The organism is Lunatimonas salinarum, assembly GCF_017811155.1.
Taxonomy (GTDB): Bacteria; Bacteroidota; Bacteroidia; order Cytophagales; family Cyclobacteriaceae; genus Lunatimonas; species Lunatimonas salinarum.
The window spans coordinates 101,692-120,370 of record NZ_JACVCV010000007.1; the positions used below are offsets into that span (position 1 = coordinate 101,692).

Here is an 18,679-nt window from a genome sequence, read left to right on the forward strand (position 1 = left end):
TGTTCCCATTTAATCGGGGTAGTCTTGCTGCCGATTAATGCCACCCGTAATTCATACCATACTCTTTCGTATTAAGAAGCTACGCCATCCCGAGATGGTTTGTCTGAAATACTATGCTCAATAGATTTATTAAATTCTTTCTGGAGAATAAACTGGTGACCGTAATTTTGTTTGTCTTCGTGGTAACTTGGGGAATCGTTACGGCGCCATTTAATTGGAACGTTGGATTCCTGCCCAATGATCCGGTTCCGGTGGATGCCATCCCGGATATCGGCGAAAACCAACAAATTGTTTTTACGGACTGGATGGGGCGTTCGCCTCAGGATGTGGAGGATCAGATTACTTATCCATTAACCGCCTCTTTGCTGGGGCTACCCGGTGTAAAATCTATCCGAAGCACGTCGATGTTTGGGTTTTCTTCCCTATACATCATCTTTGAGGAGGACGTGGAGTTTTATTGGGGCCGGTCCAGAATATTGGAGAAGCTTAATTCCCTTCCATCAGATTTACTTCCCGATGGTGTTCAGCCGAAGCTTGGCCCCGACGCTACGGGGCTGGGGCAGGTCTATTTTTATACGCTTGAAGGAAGGGATGAGAAGGGACGGCCTGCAGGAGGCTGGGACCTACACGAACTTCGAAGTATACAGGATTATTATGTACGCTATGGATTGGCTGGAACAGAAGGGGTGTCAGAGGTAGCCAGTATTGGCGGGCATATAAAGGAGTATCAGGTAGATTTGGATCCGGTAGCCATGAAAGCGCACAATGTATCCATGATGCAGGTCATGACTGCGATTAAACAATCCAACTTGGATATCGGTGCCAATACACTTGAAATCAATCAGGTAGAATACATAGTGCGTGGTTTGGGATATGTCAAGTCCATAGAGGACATCGAAATGGCTGTAGTAACGGTAAATAATAATGTGCCTTTACGAATAAGGGATATCGCTATGGTCAACATAGGGCCGGCTAATCGAGCAGAAAGAGCGATTCTGGACAAAGCAGGTGCTGAAGCCGTAGGGGGCGTCGTCGTAGCCCGCTATGGGGATAATCCACTGCAAGTCATCGAAGCAATAAAGGCTAAAATCGCCGAGATCTCTCCCGGTCTTCCAACCAAAACCCTAGCAGATGGGACTGTTTCCAAAGTGACTATCGTTCCCTTTTATGACCGTTCTGGTTTAATCAAGGAAACGCTGAACACCCTCTATGAAGCGATTAGCCTTCAGATCCTAATCACCATCGTCGTGATCATGGTGATGGTTTACAATTTGCGGGCTTCCGTGTTGATTTCTGCACTTTTGCCGATGGCGGTGTTGATGTGTTTTGTAATGATGAAGTATGTGGGAGTGGATGCCAATATTGTTGCCTTGTCAGGAATTGCGATTGCGATAGGGACGATGGTTGATTTGGGGATAATCTTAAATGAGAACATACTCCGGCATTTCGAAGAGGCCGGAAAGGATAAGCCAAAACGTCAGGTAATCTACGAGGCAACAGCTGAGGTGAGTTCCGCCATTCTGACGGCCGTAATGACCACCATGGTAAGTTTCTTGCCGGTATTTACGCTTCAGGCAGCAGAGGGTAAACTTTTTGGGCCATTGGCCTATACCAAAACATTTGCCCTGATCGCAGCGCTGATTTTCACGTTGGTATTTATGCCGGCCTTTGCCCATTGGCTTTTTGGGGCTAACATCAAGTCGAAAACTCACCCGGTGATTCTAAATGCGGTTATGGCGTTACTGGGGTTGGGGTTGCTGTTTTATTTTCCTTGGGCCGGGGGCGTATTGTTGGCCTTTTCTACAAGCTACCTAGTTCATCATTTTTTTCCCAAATGGACGTTAGGGGGTAGGTATAAAGGTCAAGTAACCATGCTTATCGCGGTAGTAGCTGTCTCCATTTTACTGGCCGAAGCATGGAGGCCATTAGGTTTGACCCAATCGGTGGGGGTAAATTTTTTATTCATAAGCTTGATAATTGGGTTGGTCTTGGGACTTTTTTCACTCTTCATTCGAGGCTATTCCCGTATGTTGAGGTGGTGTTTGGAGCATACGACTACCTTTCTCCTTCTTCCTACTGCGATCATCTTTTTTGGGATCAACATTTGGCTGGGTTTTGACAATGTGTTTGGCTTTGTGGTCAAGGGGTTTGATCGGATAGGGTGGAATATTCGTGCCAATCCCGCTTGGTCAGGCTTTTCCCACGCTTTTCCGGGAATGGGAAAGGAGTTTATGCCGGCGTTGAACGAGGGTTCCTTTCTTTTAATGCCCACCAGCATGCCCCATTCGGGCGTGGAGGCGAATAGGCAGATTGTGAAGCAACTGGATATGTTGGTTCAGGCCATTCCGGAGGTGGAGGGGGTAGTCGGTAAAGCAGGACGTGCAGAGAGTCCTCTTGATCCGGCCCCAATGTCTATGTATGAAAATATCATCAACTATAAGACCGAATACCTTCAGGATGAGGATGCCCGAAAGCTTCGTTTTAAGGCAGATAGCGAGGGGAATTATCAAGTTATGGTAAGTGGAAAGAAGTGGTGGTATAACCGAAAGGAAGGAACCATTACCGATGATGCGGGCGAGTCCATGGATGAAGCACAACAAAGAATTGTAATCCGAAGTATTTCCAGCCACTTGGTTCCGGATGAAAGGAGAGGTCTGTATTTTCGGCAGTGGCGCGATGAAATTCGCACGCCGGATGATATATGGAATGAGATTCAAACGAGAACTTCGTCGCTACCGGGAGTGACTTCCGCACCGAAACTACAGCCTATTGAAACGCGATTGGTGATGCTGCAAACGGGGATGCGTGCCCCGATGGGTATAAAGGTGTTTGGACCCGATCTGGAGACGATCGAAACCTTTTGTCTGCGGCTCGAATCGTATCTCAAAGAAGTGCCCACAATCAAAGCGGAGGCGGTTTTTGCAGAGCGCACTCTGGGGAAGCCCTATTTGGAAATTGCGTTGGATAGGGGGCAATTGGGCAGGTATGGGTTAAATATTGCAGATGTGCAAGAGGTGATCGAGGTCGCCGTCGGTGGGATGACGCTCAGCACCACAGTAGAAGGCCGGGAGCGGTATGCGATTCGCGCAAGGTATGCCCGAGAGTATAGGGATGATCCAGAAGCTTTAAAACATATATTGGTCAGTACACCTACAGGAGTACAAATTCCCTTGGGCCAGTTGGCGGATATAGGGTACCGCCCAGGCCCCATGATGATCAAAGGGGAAAACACCTTTTTGGTAGGATATGTGCTATTCGATAAAAAGGCAGGTTTTGCGGAGGGTTCTGTAGTAGAGGATGCGAGGAAGTTTATCCAAAAGAAAATCGACGAAGGAGAATTGAGCGTGCCTGCGGGCGTGTCTTACACTTTCTCGGGCAGTTATGAAAATCAAGTCCGTGCGGAAAAACGGCTTATCATCGTAATTCCTCTTTGCCTAGCTGCGATATTTTTGATTCTGTATTTTCAGTTTAGATCTACTGCGTTGGTTTTGATGATCTTCACTGCCGTTGTGATGGCGTTTTCAGGGGGTTTTATGATGCTATGGTTATATGGGCAGGATTGGTTTTTTGATTTCAACTTCCTGGATACCAATTTACGGCAGCTCTTTCAAATGCGGACTTTTAATCTTTCCGTGGCCGTTTGGGTAGGGTTTATAGCGCTTTTTGGAATTGCCACGGACGATGGCGTCGTGATGGGGACCTACCTCAAACAAAGTTTTGAAAAAAATCAGCCTATGAGTGTAAAGGAGGTACATGAGGCGGTCCTGATTGCTGGTATGAAGAGGGTGAGGCCGTGTCTAATGACTACAGCGACAACGCTACTTGCATTGCTGCCTGTACTGACCAGTTCAGGGCGTGGTTCTGATATCATGATACCGATGGCCATTCCTGCTTTTGGAGGGATGACAGTGGCACTTATCTCCCTGTTTATTCTGCCGGTGCTTTATGGGAAGTATCAGGAGTTTAAGATTAGGGGTATTAATTGATACAGGATATTATGTTGGAGGTCGATCGATTATTTGATTTTGGAAATGCGAGACATCGATTGGATATTGATCGGTGTTGAATGTTTATAGTTATCGAATTGATTAATAGTATTTTATTAAATTTTATGATATTATGGAATGGAAAAAGGGATATGTAAAATTGGAGGATTTGGAGATTTATAAATTATCAAAAGACCTCTCAAGGATGGGGTGGGCTATTTATAAGAAAATGGATTGGCAGACCCGAAAGATAACTGGTGACCAATTGATAGAAGCTACTGATTCTATTGGGGCAAATATAGCAGAGTCTTATGGCCGTTACCACTATTTGGATAGGGTTAGATTTTTTATCCAAAAATATCTATTTCTAATAATATTTCTATGTGTTTCCACCATAGTTCAAGTCAATTCCCAAGCGTTGGAAGATTACTTGGAAATAGCCGCAGAGAATAACCTGGCCTTACAAGCAAGGTTTAAACAATATCAAGCCAGTCTTGAAAAAGTAAATCAAGTAAGTTTGGAAAGTCCCCAATTGAATATTGGTGTCTTCACCAGACCCATGGGGCTGTTGATGGGGGATCAGCGAGCGGAGGCCTCGGTAATGCAGATGTTTCCTTGGTTTGGTATGCTGAGGACTCAGAAGGATCGAGCGGCACTCATGGCGGAAGCCAGATACGAGGAATTTAGGCAGGAGCGTAATATGCTTTTGTATCAGGTAAAGGAGACCTACTACAAATTGCAACTACTCCAGCACACCCTCGACATTACGGCTGCTAACCTTGAAATTTTGAAGTCTTTGGAGCAGTTGGCCATCATCCGTTATCAGGGAGGGGATATTTCGCAGGCGGTTTCCTCTGTAACTACCAAGATCAGCCAGGTACCAAGTAGAGGCCAAGAGGATGGAATGGGCATGAACGCTCCTTCAATGGGCAAATCCCCTGTGCCGGGGGCTTCGATGTCCGAAATGAATCCTGGAACCGGTGCTGGTAAATTGACCGATGTACTTCGTTTGCAGGTTCAAATCACAGCATTGGAAAGTGAATTGGAGCAACTGGAGATTGATAAGCGTCCGCTGACTGTTCGCTTTAATCAGCTACTTGGAAGACCAATAAACGAAGAAATAGCTGTAAAAAGCCGGAGGGAAGTGCAAATAGCATTGGACAGGGAAATGGAAGTGCTGGAACAGATTTTGGAAACAAATCCCATGCTGTCGATGCTGGAAAAGGAGGGTTTGGCCTTTCAAAAGGAACGTGAAATGGCCAGGTTGGAAGGAAAGCCAATGGTGGGATTGGGATTGAATTACATGATGCTTTCGCCTAGGTTGGAGTCCGGAATGATAGGAGGGATGAATGGGATGGACTATATGCCCGCAGGGATGGGCGATAATATGCTCATGCCTATGGCTACAGTGACTTTGCCCATTTACCGAAGAAAATACAAGTCAATGGAAGCGGAAGCCAAAGGCTATTGGCAAGCCAACGAACTGCAAAAGGAAGATATGCGGAGGAGTTTAGAAGTGGAGTTTGAGACAATCCTAGCTTCAATTAAAAGTATAGACCGTAAAATTCGATTGTTGGAAGCCCAAACCGAATTGACATCGCAGACCCTAGACCTCTCTGTGACCTCTTATGCCACTGATGGTAGCTCGTTCGAAGAAATTTTGAACATCCATCAGGAGCTATTGGGTTTTAGGCTAAACTTGTTAAATGCAAGAATCGAGAGAGCAATGCAACTAGCTAAAATTGAGACCCTAATTGGCGTATAGGTGGTTTGGGCAGTTCACCTGAATGGTAATCGTGTTTATTCGACGATTCCCTATTTGTCATTTACTAGCCATTAGCGCCTATTATCCAACAGGATTTCTACATAACGTGAAATGAACCAAACTTTCAATTAAAAAAATGAACGACAAGAAATCTATGCTGATTATCTTATTCGGCACCCTGCTTTTGGGTGCTGTAGCAGGGTATTTGATTCGTGGGGGAGGGGGAGCTTCCCATGAACACGAACATTTACCCATTGGAGAAAGCAATGTGACATACACCTGTTCCATGCATCCCCAAATACGTCAAGGCGAACCGGGCAAGTGTCCGCTTTGTGGCATGGCTCTCACTCCGGTCGGAGATGAACGGACAGGGGTTTCTAGCCCCTTTGTGGTGGAGATGACGCCAGAGGCGGTGGCGCTTTCCAACGTACAGACAACAGAGGTTAGGTACGGATCAGGGCCAGGAAAGCTCAGCTTGACCGGAAAGATCCAATTCAACGAACAACGGATTAAAACGCTTGCAGCCAATTATTCCGGTCGGGTTGATCAGCTCTTTGTCAATTTTACCGGGCAAGAGATCTCGGCCGGGCAAAAATTGGCCACCTTATATTCTCCTGATTTGGTCAACGCCCAGAAGGAGCTATTGGAAACTGCCAAGAGAAGGGATAGTCAGCCGATGCTGTATCAGGCGGCGAAGGAAAAATTAAGGTTATGGAAAATCTCTGAAGAGCAGATTGTGGCATTGGAAAACTCATCGCAGGTTCAAACCCAGTTTGATGTCTTGGCCGATGTAGCGGGGGTAGTGATCGCTAAAAATATCGCGGTGGGTGATTTTGTAACTAGGGGTACCACATTAGTGGAGATTGTGGATTTGAGCGTTGTTTGGATCGTGCTAGATGCCTATGAATCCGACTTAGGAGCGATTAGGAAGGGGGATGAATTAAGCTTTACGGTGTCAGCGTATCCGGGAAGGAATTATAAGGCCAAGGTCACCTATATAGACCCGGTGTTGAACCCAGATACCCGTACGGTCGGGATTAGAGCGGAGGCGGTAAATCGAAACTTTGATCTCAAGCCGGGAATGTTTGTTTCTGCCAATATTGAAACCTCCCAGAAAGGCAGTTCTGAATTAATGGTTCCTAAGACTGCCATCCTTTGGACAGGTCCAAGATCCGTGTTGTATGTCCAAGTCGGGAGTAAGGATGCACCTGCATTTGAAATGCGAGAGGTAGTGTTAGGGGCTAGGCAAGGGGATGCTTACTTGATTTTATCTGGCCTTGAAGAAGGAGAACGGGTAGTCAGCCATGGGTTGTTTGCCATCGATGCAGCGGCGCAGCTAAGGGGCAATTACAGTATGATGACACGACCGGAAGCCAAGACTGATACGCCGGATGCTTTCAGAAGGCAGCTGTCAGCTTTTGTAGAAGCGTATTTACTTATAAAGGAAGCCTTGGTGGAAACTGATCCGCAGTCAACCCAAGCCGCTGTCGTTCCAGCAATGTCCAGCTTGGACAAAATGGATAAGGAGCTACTTGAAATTAAATCTCAAGATAAATGGGTGGCATTATGGAAGCCCATGCAGCACAGCTTGGAACAAATTAGGCGTGTTGTGGATGTGGAGGATCAAAGGAAGCATTTTGAGGTATTATCCAATAAGTTGATTGAAGCAGTGGAATACTTCGGGTTAGTGGATAATAGTTTGTACCTGCAATACTGCCCCATGGCCTTCAGGGATCAGGGCGCTTATTGGTTAAGCGCTGAAATGGACGTCCGAAACCCGTACTATGGGGACAAGATGTTGGTGTGCGGGGAGGTGAAGGAGGTATACTTCCCGGAAAACTCCGCGTCCACTCCGGCAGTTTCTAGTTTCAATCAGTAGATTCGAGCGCTTTTCAAGCAACAACAACGAATGTGAAAAAGCAAAATGACGTCAGAGAGTAGGTTTAAATCTTTCCATTTTGGAACGGACGGCATGGGGCTGCACTTTCCTGAAAGCACCGGTTTGAAGCGATTAGCTCACCTTGTAGGGTTGGATGCAAACCCAACAAAATGAGTTGTTTGGGAGTAATGGCCAACGCGGAAATTTATTTTTCGAGGAAAGTTAATAAAATCAAAAAAATGAAATAAATTTGATGCCTGTATAGTATTATTTTAAGGGGTAGAATCCCTGTAAAATAGGAGAGGGGGAGAAGTCAAGTGAGAATCCAATATTTTTTGGTTGCCTACCTATTGGTAGGGCCAAGTGTCTTTGCTCAGAAAGACATACCTGTAAATGATTATTTGGCCAAGGCAGAGGCGATCCAATACGATAACGTGGATTCCGCTTTGTTTTTTGCCAAAGCCGCAAATCAACTTGCGGCCAATGCCGGAGATTCGGTTTTGTATGCCACTACGCTAAATAGACTTGCCGTTGTTTATTACATATCCGGTGACTACGATAAATCATTCGCGCACTTTCTTTTTGCAAAGGAAATTTTTGAACGGCATGACGATAGTAGGGGGTTGGCGTTTTCGTTGAATGGCGTAGGCTTAATTTATCTTTCCGAGAAATCGTACGGGCAGGCTTTAGCTATTTGGGAGCACTGTTTGCAGGAGAACAGGAAGCTAAATGACACTATTTCGATTTCGAAAAACCTCATCAACCTGAGCATTGTGTTGGAAGAATTAGAACGATATGAGGAAGGCAAGGCATATCTGCTTCAAAGCATGGCCTTGCTGGCAAATAGAGGAGAACAGGTATACACCGTTATGACCAAAAACCGGTTGGGTAGAATATCCTACCTCATGGAAGATCATGCAATGGCCAAATCCTATTACTTGGAGGTATTGGGACAACTAGATACGGTGAATAAATGGGAAAAAGCCTATGCCTATACCGGCCTAGCAGAGGTTTATTATCACTTGGGACATTCGGCAGCGGCGGAAGAGGCCGGCTTAAAAGGGTTTGAATTTGCAGATCAGGTAGGTGCTTATTGGGACTTGGCACGGGTAACCGAAATTTTGTCTCGTGTTTTTGAGCAGTCGGGAAAGTATGAGAAGGCTGTGAAGTTTGTTCGATTAAATAAGATGTATAGCGACAGTCTGTATAATGAGACAAAAGATCGGCAGCTGGCCCAGCTGCATCTAAAGCTGACAAAGGCTGACAATCAAAACCTGCAGGTGGAAAATGAGTTGGCCAAACAAACGGCTAGCCGCAGGAATTATGGATTGCTTTTTTCGACTGCGGGGTTAATGCTATTGATAGGGTTGTTATTCTCTCTCCGTAGAAATCTGCGCCTCACGAAAAAGTATAGCCGCGACCTGGAAGAAAAGAGCCGATCGATCGAGTTTCAAAAGCAGGAGATTCAGCATCAAAACCAATCCCTCAAGGAAATTAATCAGACGAAGGATAAGTTACTCTCCATTGTGGCCCACGATCTTCGGTCTCCACTGCACTCCATCCTGCAAATATTGGAAATGTACCGCGAGGGGTACTTTGAGGATAACCAAAAGGACGAAGCATTGGACCTACTTTATTCCCAAGTGGTGAAGACGGGTACTATGCTGGATAACATCCTAAAATGGGTAAATGAACAGATTGACAATATTCATCCGAAATTTCAAGTAGTTTACCCGGGTCAGGAAATTGAAGCGTTGATAAGCACGTATGAGTTTCAGGCAAAATCAAAATGTATAGACGTTCGACATAAACAGCCCGTCCCACCGCCGATTTGGGTAGACAAAGGACATTTTCAGGTGATCATTCAAAATCTACTGCATAATGCCATCAAGTTTACACCATTTGGGGGACAGATCGACATCTTTTACACGCAGGACGGCACCAATGTACAGATTCACCTGCGAGACAGCGGAAATGGAATGGATGATGCTAAGCTGTCAATTTTTAACGCCTCCGAAAATGCGAGGATCACCTCAAATATTGGGACTGCCAATGAAACGGGTTCCGGACTGGGTTTGATGCTCGTAAAGCAGTTTGTGGTAAATAATCAGGGCGCTATTCAACTTCTAAGGGATTCTGGATCGGGGGCTGAGTTCGTGATCACATTTTTAAAGGTGGAGCGTGATGCCTGAACGAGCAGGTAGCGCGTAGTTAGTAGCTGATGCCTAAATGTCGCATCCCGAAACGTTTGTAGATTTCTGATATCCACAACACGAATGATGACATGCCCACCCAAAACAAGAACTCACCTGCCGATATGGGCTGGAAGGAAAACAGTTGGGCCAAGGGGGGGATTTCGATGATTAAAAGTTGGATGATCACCGAAATAATCAGTGCATAGTTTACCCATTTATTGCTGAACAGTCCAACTTGGAAACTGGAACCTTTCAGGTTTCTCATATTGAACACGTTAAAAAGCTGGCAAAAAGCCAACACAATAAAAGTCACTGTACGGGCTTTGTCAAGGCCCTCAGGGAGGTAGTAATGGAAAGCGAATACTGACAGCAGGGTCATGTAGGTGGCGTTCATAATGAGGAAGGGAAGCAACTGCCTAGTTAGGATGTTTTCAGTAGGATGAATTGGTTTTGCCCGCAGCTCGTTTCCCTGTCCTTTTTCTGCTGCCAAGGCTTTGTCACAAAACCCGTCCGTTACCAGGTTGATCCATAAGATCTGTGTAGCAGTAAGGGGTATGGGGTATCCCATCGATACCGTGACGATCAACGTAAATATTTCGGCAAAATTTGTGGTTACCAAAAAGAAACTGGATCGCCTCGCATTATTAAATACAATACGTCCCTGTTCTATCGCTTGAACGATTGTAGCAAAATTATCGTCTGCCAGTACCATCGTGGATGCGTCCCGTGCTACGTCGGTTCCCATAATGCCCATAGCTACTCCGATATTCGCCTGTTTTAACGCAGGAGCGTCGTTGACACCATCCCCGGTCATCGCCACCAATTCCCCCTGTTCTTGCAGGGTTTCTGCAATTTTCAGTTTCGTCAACGGCGTTAACCTCGAAAAAACATCGGCCTCCAAAACCGCCTTTGCAAATGTTGCCCTATCCATCTGCTCTAGTTCGGTATCTGTATACACTTTTTCCCGACCTGCGGTGACGATGCCTACCTTTTTTGCAATAGCCAGTGCCGTATCTTGGTGGTCTCCGGTGGCCATGATGACCCGAATTCCTGCTTGTCGGCACGATTCTACCGCCTCTTTTACTCCAGGCCGGGGAGGATCGATCATTCCGGCAAACCCCACAAAGACCAATCCCCGATCATTTTCCGGATCCAGACCTGTCTTTTTGTATGCCAAAGCGAGTACCCGATAGCTTTCTTTTGACCAAGAGGTGAGTTTTGTTTTGATCACCTCCGCCAGTGTGGCCGCGTCTAACTCCTGTGATTTGCCTTCTTTATCTAGGTAATAGGTGCTCCGCTCCAAAAGGGCTTCGGGCGCACCGATGAAAAACTTGATCCATTCGCCTGATTTCTCCACGGTGGTAGACCGATACTTTAGCGCCGAACTGAATGCCACATCTTCTTTGATAGCAAGTTTTCGGGCCTTTCCGGCTTTATTTGCTAACACGAGAAATGCCGCTTCTGTGGGATCACCGGTCACTTGGTAAGCCCCGTTCTTTTTTCGGTGAACAGACGATTGGTGGCAATGGGCGGCAATCTCCAAAAATGAGTCAAATGCCTTTTCGGAATTCGGGCCATAATCGAGTCTGCCCTTTGATTCCCATCCCTCGCCACTTACTGCTACATCCTCGTGACCAACGACCCATACTTTTTTGATGGTCATAGTATTTTGGGTGAGCGTCCCGGTTTTGTCTGTCACAATCGTTGACACAGATCCAAGGGCCTCGGTAGCGGTAAATTCCCGGATTATGGCGTTTTTCTTGGACATACGGTGAGATCCGATTGCCAAGACGATAGACAATACAGCTGGAAGTCCCTCAGGAATTGCAGATACCAATGCTGCGATCGAGATAAGAAGCACTTCCGATAATTCTCCACCGCGCCCGAAAAAAGCAACCGTAAATAGTAGCGTAGCGCTTACGGTGGCGATAAGCGCCATTTGCCGGGCAAGTTTGTCGGTCTTTCGTTGGAAATTCGTTTTCTGCGGCTTAATAGCAGCAAGGGTGGACGCAATTTCGCCAATTTGGGTGTGTATGCCTGTTCCAACTACCCAGGCCTTTGCTGATCCACTTGCGAGGTAGGTACTTTTCCAAAGCATGTTGGATCTATCCGCCAATACGGATTCCAAGGGAAGCAATTCCGATGTTTTTTCTACAGGCACCGCTTCTCCTGTGAGTGAAGCCTCGGTAGCTCTCGCATTCTTTTGGTTAAATATTCTGGCATCAGCGGGAACCAAGTCTCCTTCCTCTAAAGCGATTACGTCACCTGGTACGAGGTTCTTGGAGTCGATGGTTTTTAGCTTTCCCTCTCGTATCACTTTGCATTTTGGGACCAACAAACTTTTTAGCGAGGCAACGGCGCTCTCTGCTTTGTATTCTTGGATGAATCCAATCGCAGCGTTGATAATAACGATTCCAAAAATCACGTATACATCGATGAGATGGTCGGTCAAGTAAGAGATCAACGCTGCTGCCAGCAGGATATACACCATGAGGTTGTTAAACTGCTTCAGCAAAATGACCCAAAGAGAACGTTTTCCGGTATCTGGGATCTCGTTTAGGCCAAATACTTCCAGTCTTCTCGCTACTTCTTGTTGGGCCAGTCCAGATTCCGAGGTCTCGAGTTGTTTTCTTATTTCCTGAATTTCAGTATGATGGGGGGATTTGGGTAAATTGATCATCGAAGCGACGCATTTTTTACCATGATAAATTCCGAGATATTCTCCTGATCCAGAATTCCCATAAAATGATTTTGCTCAAAGACAAGGGCCACTTTGGTGTTTTCAGCAGCCATTCTTTTGAGGGCATCCTCAAGGGGAAGGTGCAAGTCCAATTTCAATGGAGACGCATTCGCCACGTTGGCAATGGGGGTTTCATCACCATGGCCTTGTAACCCTTTGATAATGTCTTCCCGGCTCAATGTGCCTATGGCCATGTCATCCTTTACCACGACAAAGTCAGTAGATTGCCCATCCAGCAGTTTTTCGATTGCTTTTTTAAGTGGAGCGTCAAATGCCACAATCGGAAAATTCCCCATTACCACATCCGAGACATGAAATCCTTTCAGAAACGAGCTTTGGGTAGTGTGAGTAACCTCCGCCTGGGCACCCAGAAATATGAATATCCCAATAAACACCATCACCGGATTGTAAAACAGTCCAAAGAACACCAAGCCGATCGCAAGCATTTGACCGATACTGCCGGCGATCTGGGTGGCACGTACACGGTCCATCCGGATTGAAAGCAAAGCCCTTAATACTCTGCCCCCATCCATAGGGAATGCAGGAAGCATATTAAAGACAGCCAAAAGTAGATTTGCGGATGCTAAATAGAGCAAAATGGTGCTTCCATTCAGGTGGACGTCTTCTAAGCGAATGATTTCAGTACCGTTTATATACACTGCTATCGAGAGGACGAAGAAAATCAAAAAATTGACGAGCGGGCCGGCAAGTGCCACATACAGTTCTTGCCGGGGGGCTTCTGGGATTTTTTCCAGTCTGGCTAGCCCGCCGATAGGCAAAAGAATAATGTCTTTTGTTTGAATATTGTATTTTTGGGCCGTGAGTGCATGGCCAAATTCGTGCAATAAAACACAAAAGAAGATAGCAAGTATAAAAACGACTGACCATATGATGTCATCAATTGCCATACCAGACCGGGCATTTGCGATAATGATCCAAAGGAGGAGAATGGAGAATGTCCAGTGAATGAAAACTTTGATTCCTTTGTATTTTCCTAGGTAGAGTGAAAACTTCATTGGATAAATGGCTTATGACTTCGTTCGGTTAAGATAGCCTATTTTGAGTGATTTTCGCCATAATTTTAAGCATTTGGCGGGAAAGTCTGTAAATTATCATCCATTTTGGAGCTGAAAGCATTATCTTTGAGTTTGGTGCAACGAACTAGTCACGAAGTTGCGGTTTCATCCGCTTTTGCTTGGCTATTGAGGGCCAATTTCCGATCTAAAGTCTGTTTTCTGATATTTCGCTAGGTTTAGGTTCACCTACTAAAGCTCGCGAATAGTGGAATCCCGAATGTTTGTTATTCAAAAGCCTAGCGTGGTAGCAACCCTGCAACGATGATGTTGAGCAGGTTTATGCCAGTCGTAGGTTTTCACTTGAGTCTCGCCGTAGTAAATCGTTGGTTTTCTGTCTGGTATGGAAGCGACACAAACGAATTCGGTTGATTTTCGGTTATAAGGGAATTTAATCGACGGGCTTAAAGTCTCGTTGTACATCTAATGTAAATGCGTTAATAAATTTACTATGTCTAAAAGGAATATTACTTTAAGGATGCTTTCCGACTACGAATACGAGTCGGTAAATGTCACCGGCAACAAGGTGAAAATCGATATGCGTGACCCTGCAGAAAAGCAGTATCAGGCCCCAATGGAGCTATTGCTGTCAGCGTTAGCGGGATGCTCAGCTATCGATGCGGTGCTGATGCTCAAAAAGCGCCGCAAAGAAGTAACTGACCTGAAAATCGAAGCGGAAGGTGATCGCGATGAAGGGATTCCAGCCTACTACAAAGCCATTCATCTTAAATTTATCCTCACTTCACCCGATGCTACTTTGGAGGAGTTTGAAAAGGTGGTCAAGTTAGCGGTAGAGAAATACTGCTCGGTAGCCTCTTCGCTCAAGTCGGAGATTTCCCATTCGTGTGAATTAATCCGGGTCTGATGAGAGTGGTGAAGGAATTTACCAAGGAAGAAATACGCATCAGTGTTTTTTCTTGGAATAACAAGTACCTACTGAAGTTCGAGTTGGGCATGGTAGAGCAAACGTTTAAAGTGCCCGAGACGGATCTTGTGGACGAAAATAGCTTGGAGGGGTTTTTGGAAGGTGTGTTTTGGGAGGGGGTGAAAAAAAGGTTTGAGGAAATGCATCTATCACTTCGAAATCAACTAGAAATTAGTTAAATTCACTTTGATTTAATTATTTGTAGATGAAATATTTTTATTTTATTTTATTTTGTGGTTTACTCATTTCTTCTTCATGTAACTCCGAGGAAAGAATGGTAACTCATGCTCATTTTGATTTTTTGGAGTCGGTGGTTCGTGCAATCGAAACGGATCTACTGCCGCTGGAGAGTGAAATTGCGGATTTGGCGTCATTTACCAGTCGCTTGTATTTTTCGCGTGACAGCTTGATTCGGGTAGCGAACAAATCAAAGTATTTCATCGATCGGAACAACTGGTTTCGAAATCAAAATTGGGAAACGTCTGAAAGCACCGTGTTTGTGTCGTATCTAAGTGATGATCTCAGCAGCTCCGTGGAAGAGGTGTATGTGACAGAACCGTTGGATTTGGAATTTTCGGTTTTGAAGAAGAAATATCCAATGGTGACCCAGGTTTACTACAATACCAAAAGTCAGACCTCCCGGGTATATCCCGCTTATGACCTAATGAATACGATTGAACCTGAAATAGATGTGATGGCCTTTAATTTTTTTTATTTGGGTAATGAGGTTAGAAATCCAGGTAGGGGACACGTTTGGATAGATGAAATCTACATTGATCCAGCTGGTAGAGGTTGGATTCTTTCGCTAATCCATCCGGTGTATTATCAGGATGAGTTAAAAGGGGTGTTGGGCGTTGACATCACATTGGTAGATTTAATGCCGTATTTTTCAGAAAACAGCCATGGAAACTTGCTTGTAATAGACAGTCAGGGCACGATAGTCGCAGGCGGTAGAGAAGCCATCGAATCCCTTAGCATGCCACCCTTAAGAAACCATACCTACATTCAAACCATACAGGCGGATAATTTTAGAAAGGAAGATTTTAACCTTTTTAAAAGTAAGCGTAAGGAAGTACGCCAAATGGCATCCAAGTTTCTACTTGAGAAAGAAACGGTTTATAGGTTTGACTTTGATGGTGATCAATTGGAGGCTTATTGTATCCCAATGAACCTGCTGCGTTGGTATATATTGAGTGTAAAAGGGACAAGATGATGGGTGAAAAGGGGGATAATACGAAGTCAGGGTTGTTTCTGTGGCTTTTTGGCTTTGGGATTACAGCTGTTTTACTGATTATTGTATTGGCCTTTACCTTTTATAGCGCACTTTCAGAAAACCTTCTGGAAACCCGTCATCAGTTTCTAGGCAAGCAAGTAGAGTTGGCGGCAAACGAATCTCAACGAAAATTCGGCAATCTATACGAGGAACTGGTTTCATTTGCCAACTCTCCGGAAAATTTGATCCGCCTTGATGTGGATTTATTGGAGATCCTTGACGATGCAAAGGCAAGAAGGCTACTCAATAATTACTTCAGCCTGATAGATACCATCTATGTACAGCATGGAAATAAGGTGTTGTTTTACAAACTAAATTCCAATAATTATTTTGAAAAGGGAAGCGTAAATACCTTGCCTGAGGATGGTCAATGCAAGGAGTGTCTAGCTGTCGAGTCCCCACGGGGGGACGTGAAGTTTTTGTTAAAGCTGAATTTGAACAACTTTTTTACCGAGTCAGTCATGAATTATTACTTGGGTCCGGGTACGCATAAGTTGGTCTTAATGCATGGAACGCTTCTAGGGCTTGATGAGGCGAAAAATGATGACCTGCGGATACTGGATAGCAGCTCGTTTGAAATGCTAAATAGGGAATTTCTAGGGGGCTTGCGGGGAAAGTACGAGGGGAACCTATTGATCAATCAAGAAAGACCAGAGCCTTCCTTAATCGTTCAGTATCCATTCACGTTACATGAAATTGGCGAAAGTGTCGCATTCGTGTTTGCCCAGGAGAAGCGGTTCATAACAGCAAACATATACGGAAGCTATTTCGTGATTTTTGCCTTACTCTTTGGTTTGCTTCTGGTTGTGCTCCTATTTACGTACAAGTATTTTGACCTGAATGTCAGAAATAGTGCACTGCTGAAAAGGAAAACCGATGATCTGGAACAACTCTTTAGGCAGCAGACCATGCTTTTGCAGCAGACAAAGGGCTTTGTCTACTATCATGACAAAGATTGGAAGTTTTATAAGTTAAGCGAAAACGTAGAAAATGTAACCGGCTATACGGCAAGTGATTTGAGTGTAGGCCGGTACAACGAGATCTTTGAGCATGGCTTTCAGCCATTTTTGGATACAGTTCAGAAAGATATCGCGCTAGGCAATGAGTATTTTGTCTATGAAACAGATATTCGAAAGAAGGATGGAGCAACCATCAGGGTACGGATTTTTGAGCGACTCTTTTACGATGAGTCAGGACAGTTCAATGGTGGAGTGGGAATCTGTACAGACATCAACGAGAAGTACCGGGCAGATCAAGAATTGGTAAGGAGTGAAAACAGGCTTCGGTCTGTATTGAAAAGTCTCCCTGACATCATATTTATATACAATAACCAAGGCGTCTTTTTAGATTATTACGTGCAGGATGAAAGCAATTTGCTCATGCCCCCGGCTGAGTCAATGGGGCTCAAGATAAGCGATGTGATCAAGGGTGAGACGGGTGAGATGCTAATGGCAGCGTTTGATAAGGCTGTTCGGACGGGAAAGATTCAAACCCGTGAAATGGATTTACTCCTGAATAACGGAAAGGTATACTTTGAGGTTAGATTTTTCAAGTTAGATGAGAATAGGGTCATGTCGGTAGCTAGAGACATTACCGGTCAGAAGTTATGGGAAAGGGGGCTTCAGGAAGCTAAGGAAGCGGCTGAGCGGGCAAATCAAGAGAAATCTAGGTTTTTGGCAAACATGAGTCATGAAATTCGTACTCCCATGAATGGTTTGCTGGGTATTATTACACTTTTAAAGCAGACGGAAATGTCCAAGGATCAGGAAAAGCTGGTTTCAATCATCTCAGACTCGGGAGAGGCGTTGCTTGCAATTGTCAATGACATTCTGGATTATTCTAAAATTGAAGCGGGGAAGTTGGAGTTGAATCAGGTGAGTTTTGACATCAGAAAGGAGCTAGCCAAAGTGGTAAATATGTTTACAGGCCTAGCGACTACAAAGGGGATTCATATTAATCTAGAGGTTGCAGACTCTATTCCCGAGATAATCGAGCTGGACCGGGAGAAGCTTAATCAAGTCTTGCTGAATATCATTGGAAATGCTGTCAAATACTCCTTTAAGGGTGGCGATATCGGTATTTACCTGTGGGGAGAGCAGCTTTTTTCCGAAACATTGATTATCAACGTACGCATCAAGGATAGTGGGGTGGGTATTCCGAAGGATAAAATTCCTTTTTTAACCTTGCCATTTACCCAAGTGGAGGAATATCAGTCGAATGAGTTTAAAGGTACCGGATTGGGCTTGGCAATAGCCAATAGATTGATCGAGTTGATGGGAGGGGGACTGCAGGTTGAGAGTGAAATTGGCGTAGGATCAGTTTTTACGTTTAATGTGATGGCGAAGATTGAAGAGCGTGCTTCCATTACGGTGGATCTTGAGCTTGCTGATCAGGAAATCCCCAATTTGACCATGATCGCCGAAGAGTACCCGTTGAAAATCATGATTGTGGAGGACAATGAAATAAATCTCCAATTTATGAAGATGCTAATGAATCAGATGGGATACAGCATCCGGTCAGCTCCCAATGGATTAAATGCGGTACAGCAATTTGAAGAAGAGCGCTTCGATTTGATATTTATGGATATTCAGATGCCTGGTATGAATGGGCTGGAGGCTACCAAAGTAATACGAGGTCAAGTATATGGATCACATCCACATATCGTAGGATTATCTGCAAACGTTTTTCAAAGCGATATCGACCAAGCGCTAGGAGCGGGAATGAGTAGCTACCTTACAAAGCCTGTTAAGATATCGGATATTTTGAAGGAGGTGCGCACCTGTTCAGCGAAAGTCAACGTAAAGAAGTAACACGGGTAACCGATAAAGGCAACCCGGTATCGC

The 18,679-nt window shown here is 45.0% G+C and carries 10 protein-coding genes; 8 read left to right on the top strand and 2 right to left on the bottom strand.

Going from position 1 to position 18,679, the window contains the following annotated elements; translation table 11 throughout:
* The first annotated feature begins 113 nt into the window (after positions 1 to 113).
* From IAQ59_RS10280 to IAQ59_RS10295, 4 genes are all read left to right on the top strand, one after another.
* On the top strand, positions 114 to 3,986 hold the full coding sequence (locus IAQ59_RS10280) for an efflux RND transporter permease subunit (RefSeq protein WP_209330718.1): 3,873 nt from the start codon (positions 114 to 116) through the stop codon (positions 3,984 to 3,986).
* Positions 3,987 to 4,119: 133 nt separating this feature from the next.
* A complete protein-coding gene (locus IAQ59_RS10285; RefSeq protein ID WP_209330719.1) occupies positions 4,120 to 5,751 on the top strand; it encodes a four helix bundle protein in 1,632 nt (543 codons plus the stop codon).
* A gap of 136 nt (positions 5,752 to 5,887) precedes the next feature.
* Positions 5,888 to 7,630 (top strand): efflux RND transporter periplasmic adaptor subunit, encoded by a 1,743-nt coding sequence (locus IAQ59_RS10290; protein ID WP_209330720.1) that lies wholly within the window; start codon positions 5,888 to 5,890, stop codon positions 7,628 to 7,630.
* Positions 7,631 to 7,965: 335 nt separating this feature from the next.
* Positions 7,966 to 9,822 carry an ATP-binding protein gene (locus IAQ59_RS10295; protein WP_209330721.1) on the top strand — a complete coding sequence of 619 codons (1,857 nt, stop codon included), beginning with the start codon at positions 7,966 to 7,968 and terminating at the stop codon, positions 9,820 to 9,822.
* A 19-nt stretch (positions 9,823 to 9,841) separates the two neighbouring features.
* Here IAQ59_RS10295 and IAQ59_RS10300 read toward each other — a convergent pair whose 3' ends face one another.
* Together IAQ59_RS10300 and IAQ59_RS10305 are read right to left on the bottom strand one after the other, a co-directional pair.
* Complete coding sequence (locus tag IAQ59_RS10300) at positions 9,842 to 12,505, bottom strand: cation-translocating P-type ATPase (RefSeq protein WP_209330722.1); 2,664 nt, start codon at positions 12,503 to 12,505, stop codon at positions 9,842 to 9,844.
* Entirely contained in the window at positions 12,502 to 13,581 is a 1,080-nt protein-coding gene (locus IAQ59_RS10305) for a site-2 protease family protein (protein ID WP_209330723.1), read from the bottom strand. The genes IAQ59_RS10300 and IAQ59_RS10305 overlap by 4 nt, the downstream gene beginning before the upstream one ends.
* A 508-nt stretch (positions 13,582 to 14,089) precedes the next feature.
* Here IAQ59_RS10305 and IAQ59_RS10310 point away from each other — a divergent pair.
* The 4 genes from IAQ59_RS10310 to IAQ59_RS10325 all read left to right on the top strand — a co-directional run bounded on the left by IAQ59_RS10310 (position 14,090) and on the right by IAQ59_RS10325 (position 18,646).
* Positions 14,090 to 14,503 carry an OsmC family protein gene (locus tag IAQ59_RS10310; RefSeq protein ID WP_209330724.1) on the top strand — a complete coding sequence of 138 codons (414 nt, stop codon included), beginning with the start codon at positions 14,090 to 14,092 and terminating at the stop codon, positions 14,501 to 14,503.
* Positions 14,503 to 14,742 (top strand): hypothetical protein, encoded by a 240-nt coding sequence (locus IAQ59_RS10315; protein WP_209330725.1) that lies wholly within the window; start codon positions 14,503 to 14,505, stop codon positions 14,740 to 14,742. The genes IAQ59_RS10310 and IAQ59_RS10315 overlap by 1 nt, the downstream gene beginning before the upstream one ends.
* Positions 14,743 to 14,837: 95 nt before the next feature.
* Entirely contained in the window at positions 14,838 to 15,776 is a 939-nt protein-coding gene (locus IAQ59_RS10320; RefSeq protein WP_209330726.1) for a cache domain-containing protein, read from the top strand.
* Positions 15,773 to 18,646, top strand: coding sequence for a PAS domain-containing hybrid sensor histidine kinase/response regulator (locus IAQ59_RS10325; protein WP_209330727.1), 2,874 nt, complete (start codon positions 15,773 to 15,775; stop codon positions 18,644 to 18,646). The genes IAQ59_RS10320 and IAQ59_RS10325 overlap by 4 nt, the downstream gene beginning before the upstream one ends.
* The last annotated feature ends 33 nt before the right edge of the window (positions 18,647 to 18,679 follow it).

What these genes read in the sequence shown, in the direction of transcription:
- IAQ59_RS10280 (WP_209330718.1), top strand. Translation starts at nt 114, where the DNA reads ATGCTCAATAGATTTATTAAATTCTTTCTGGAGAATAAACTGGTGACC.
- IAQ59_RS10285 (WP_209330719.1), top strand. Translation starts at nt 4,120, where the DNA reads ATGGAATGGAAAAAGGGATATGTAAAATTGGAGGATTTGGAGATTTAT.
- IAQ59_RS10290 (WP_209330720.1), top strand. Translation starts at nt 5,888, where the DNA reads ATGAACGACAAGAAATCTATGCTGATTATCTTATTCGGCACCCTGCTT.
- IAQ59_RS10300 (WP_209330722.1), bottom strand. Translation starts at nt 12,505, where the DNA reads ATGATCAATTTACCCAAATCCCCCCATCATACTGAAATTCAGGAAATA.
- IAQ59_RS10305 (WP_209330723.1), bottom strand. Translation starts at nt 13,581, where the DNA reads ATGAAGTTTTCACTCTACCTAGGAAAATACAAAGGAATCAAAGTTTTC.
- IAQ59_RS10310 (WP_209330724.1), top strand. Translation starts at nt 14,090, where the DNA reads ATGTCTAAAAGGAATATTACTTTAAGGATGCTTTCCGACTACGAATAC.
- IAQ59_RS10315 (WP_209330725.1), top strand. Translation starts at nt 14,503, where the DNA reads ATGAGAGTGGTGAAGGAATTTACCAAGGAAGAAATACGCATCAGTGTT.
- IAQ59_RS10320 (WP_209330726.1), top strand. Translation starts at nt 14,838, where the DNA reads ATGGTAACTCATGCTCATTTTGATTTTTTGGAGTCGGTGGTTCGTGCA.
- IAQ59_RS10325 (WP_209330727.1), top strand. Translation starts at nt 15,773, where the DNA reads ATGATGGGTGAAAAGGGGGATAATACGAAGTCAGGGTTGTTTCTGTGG.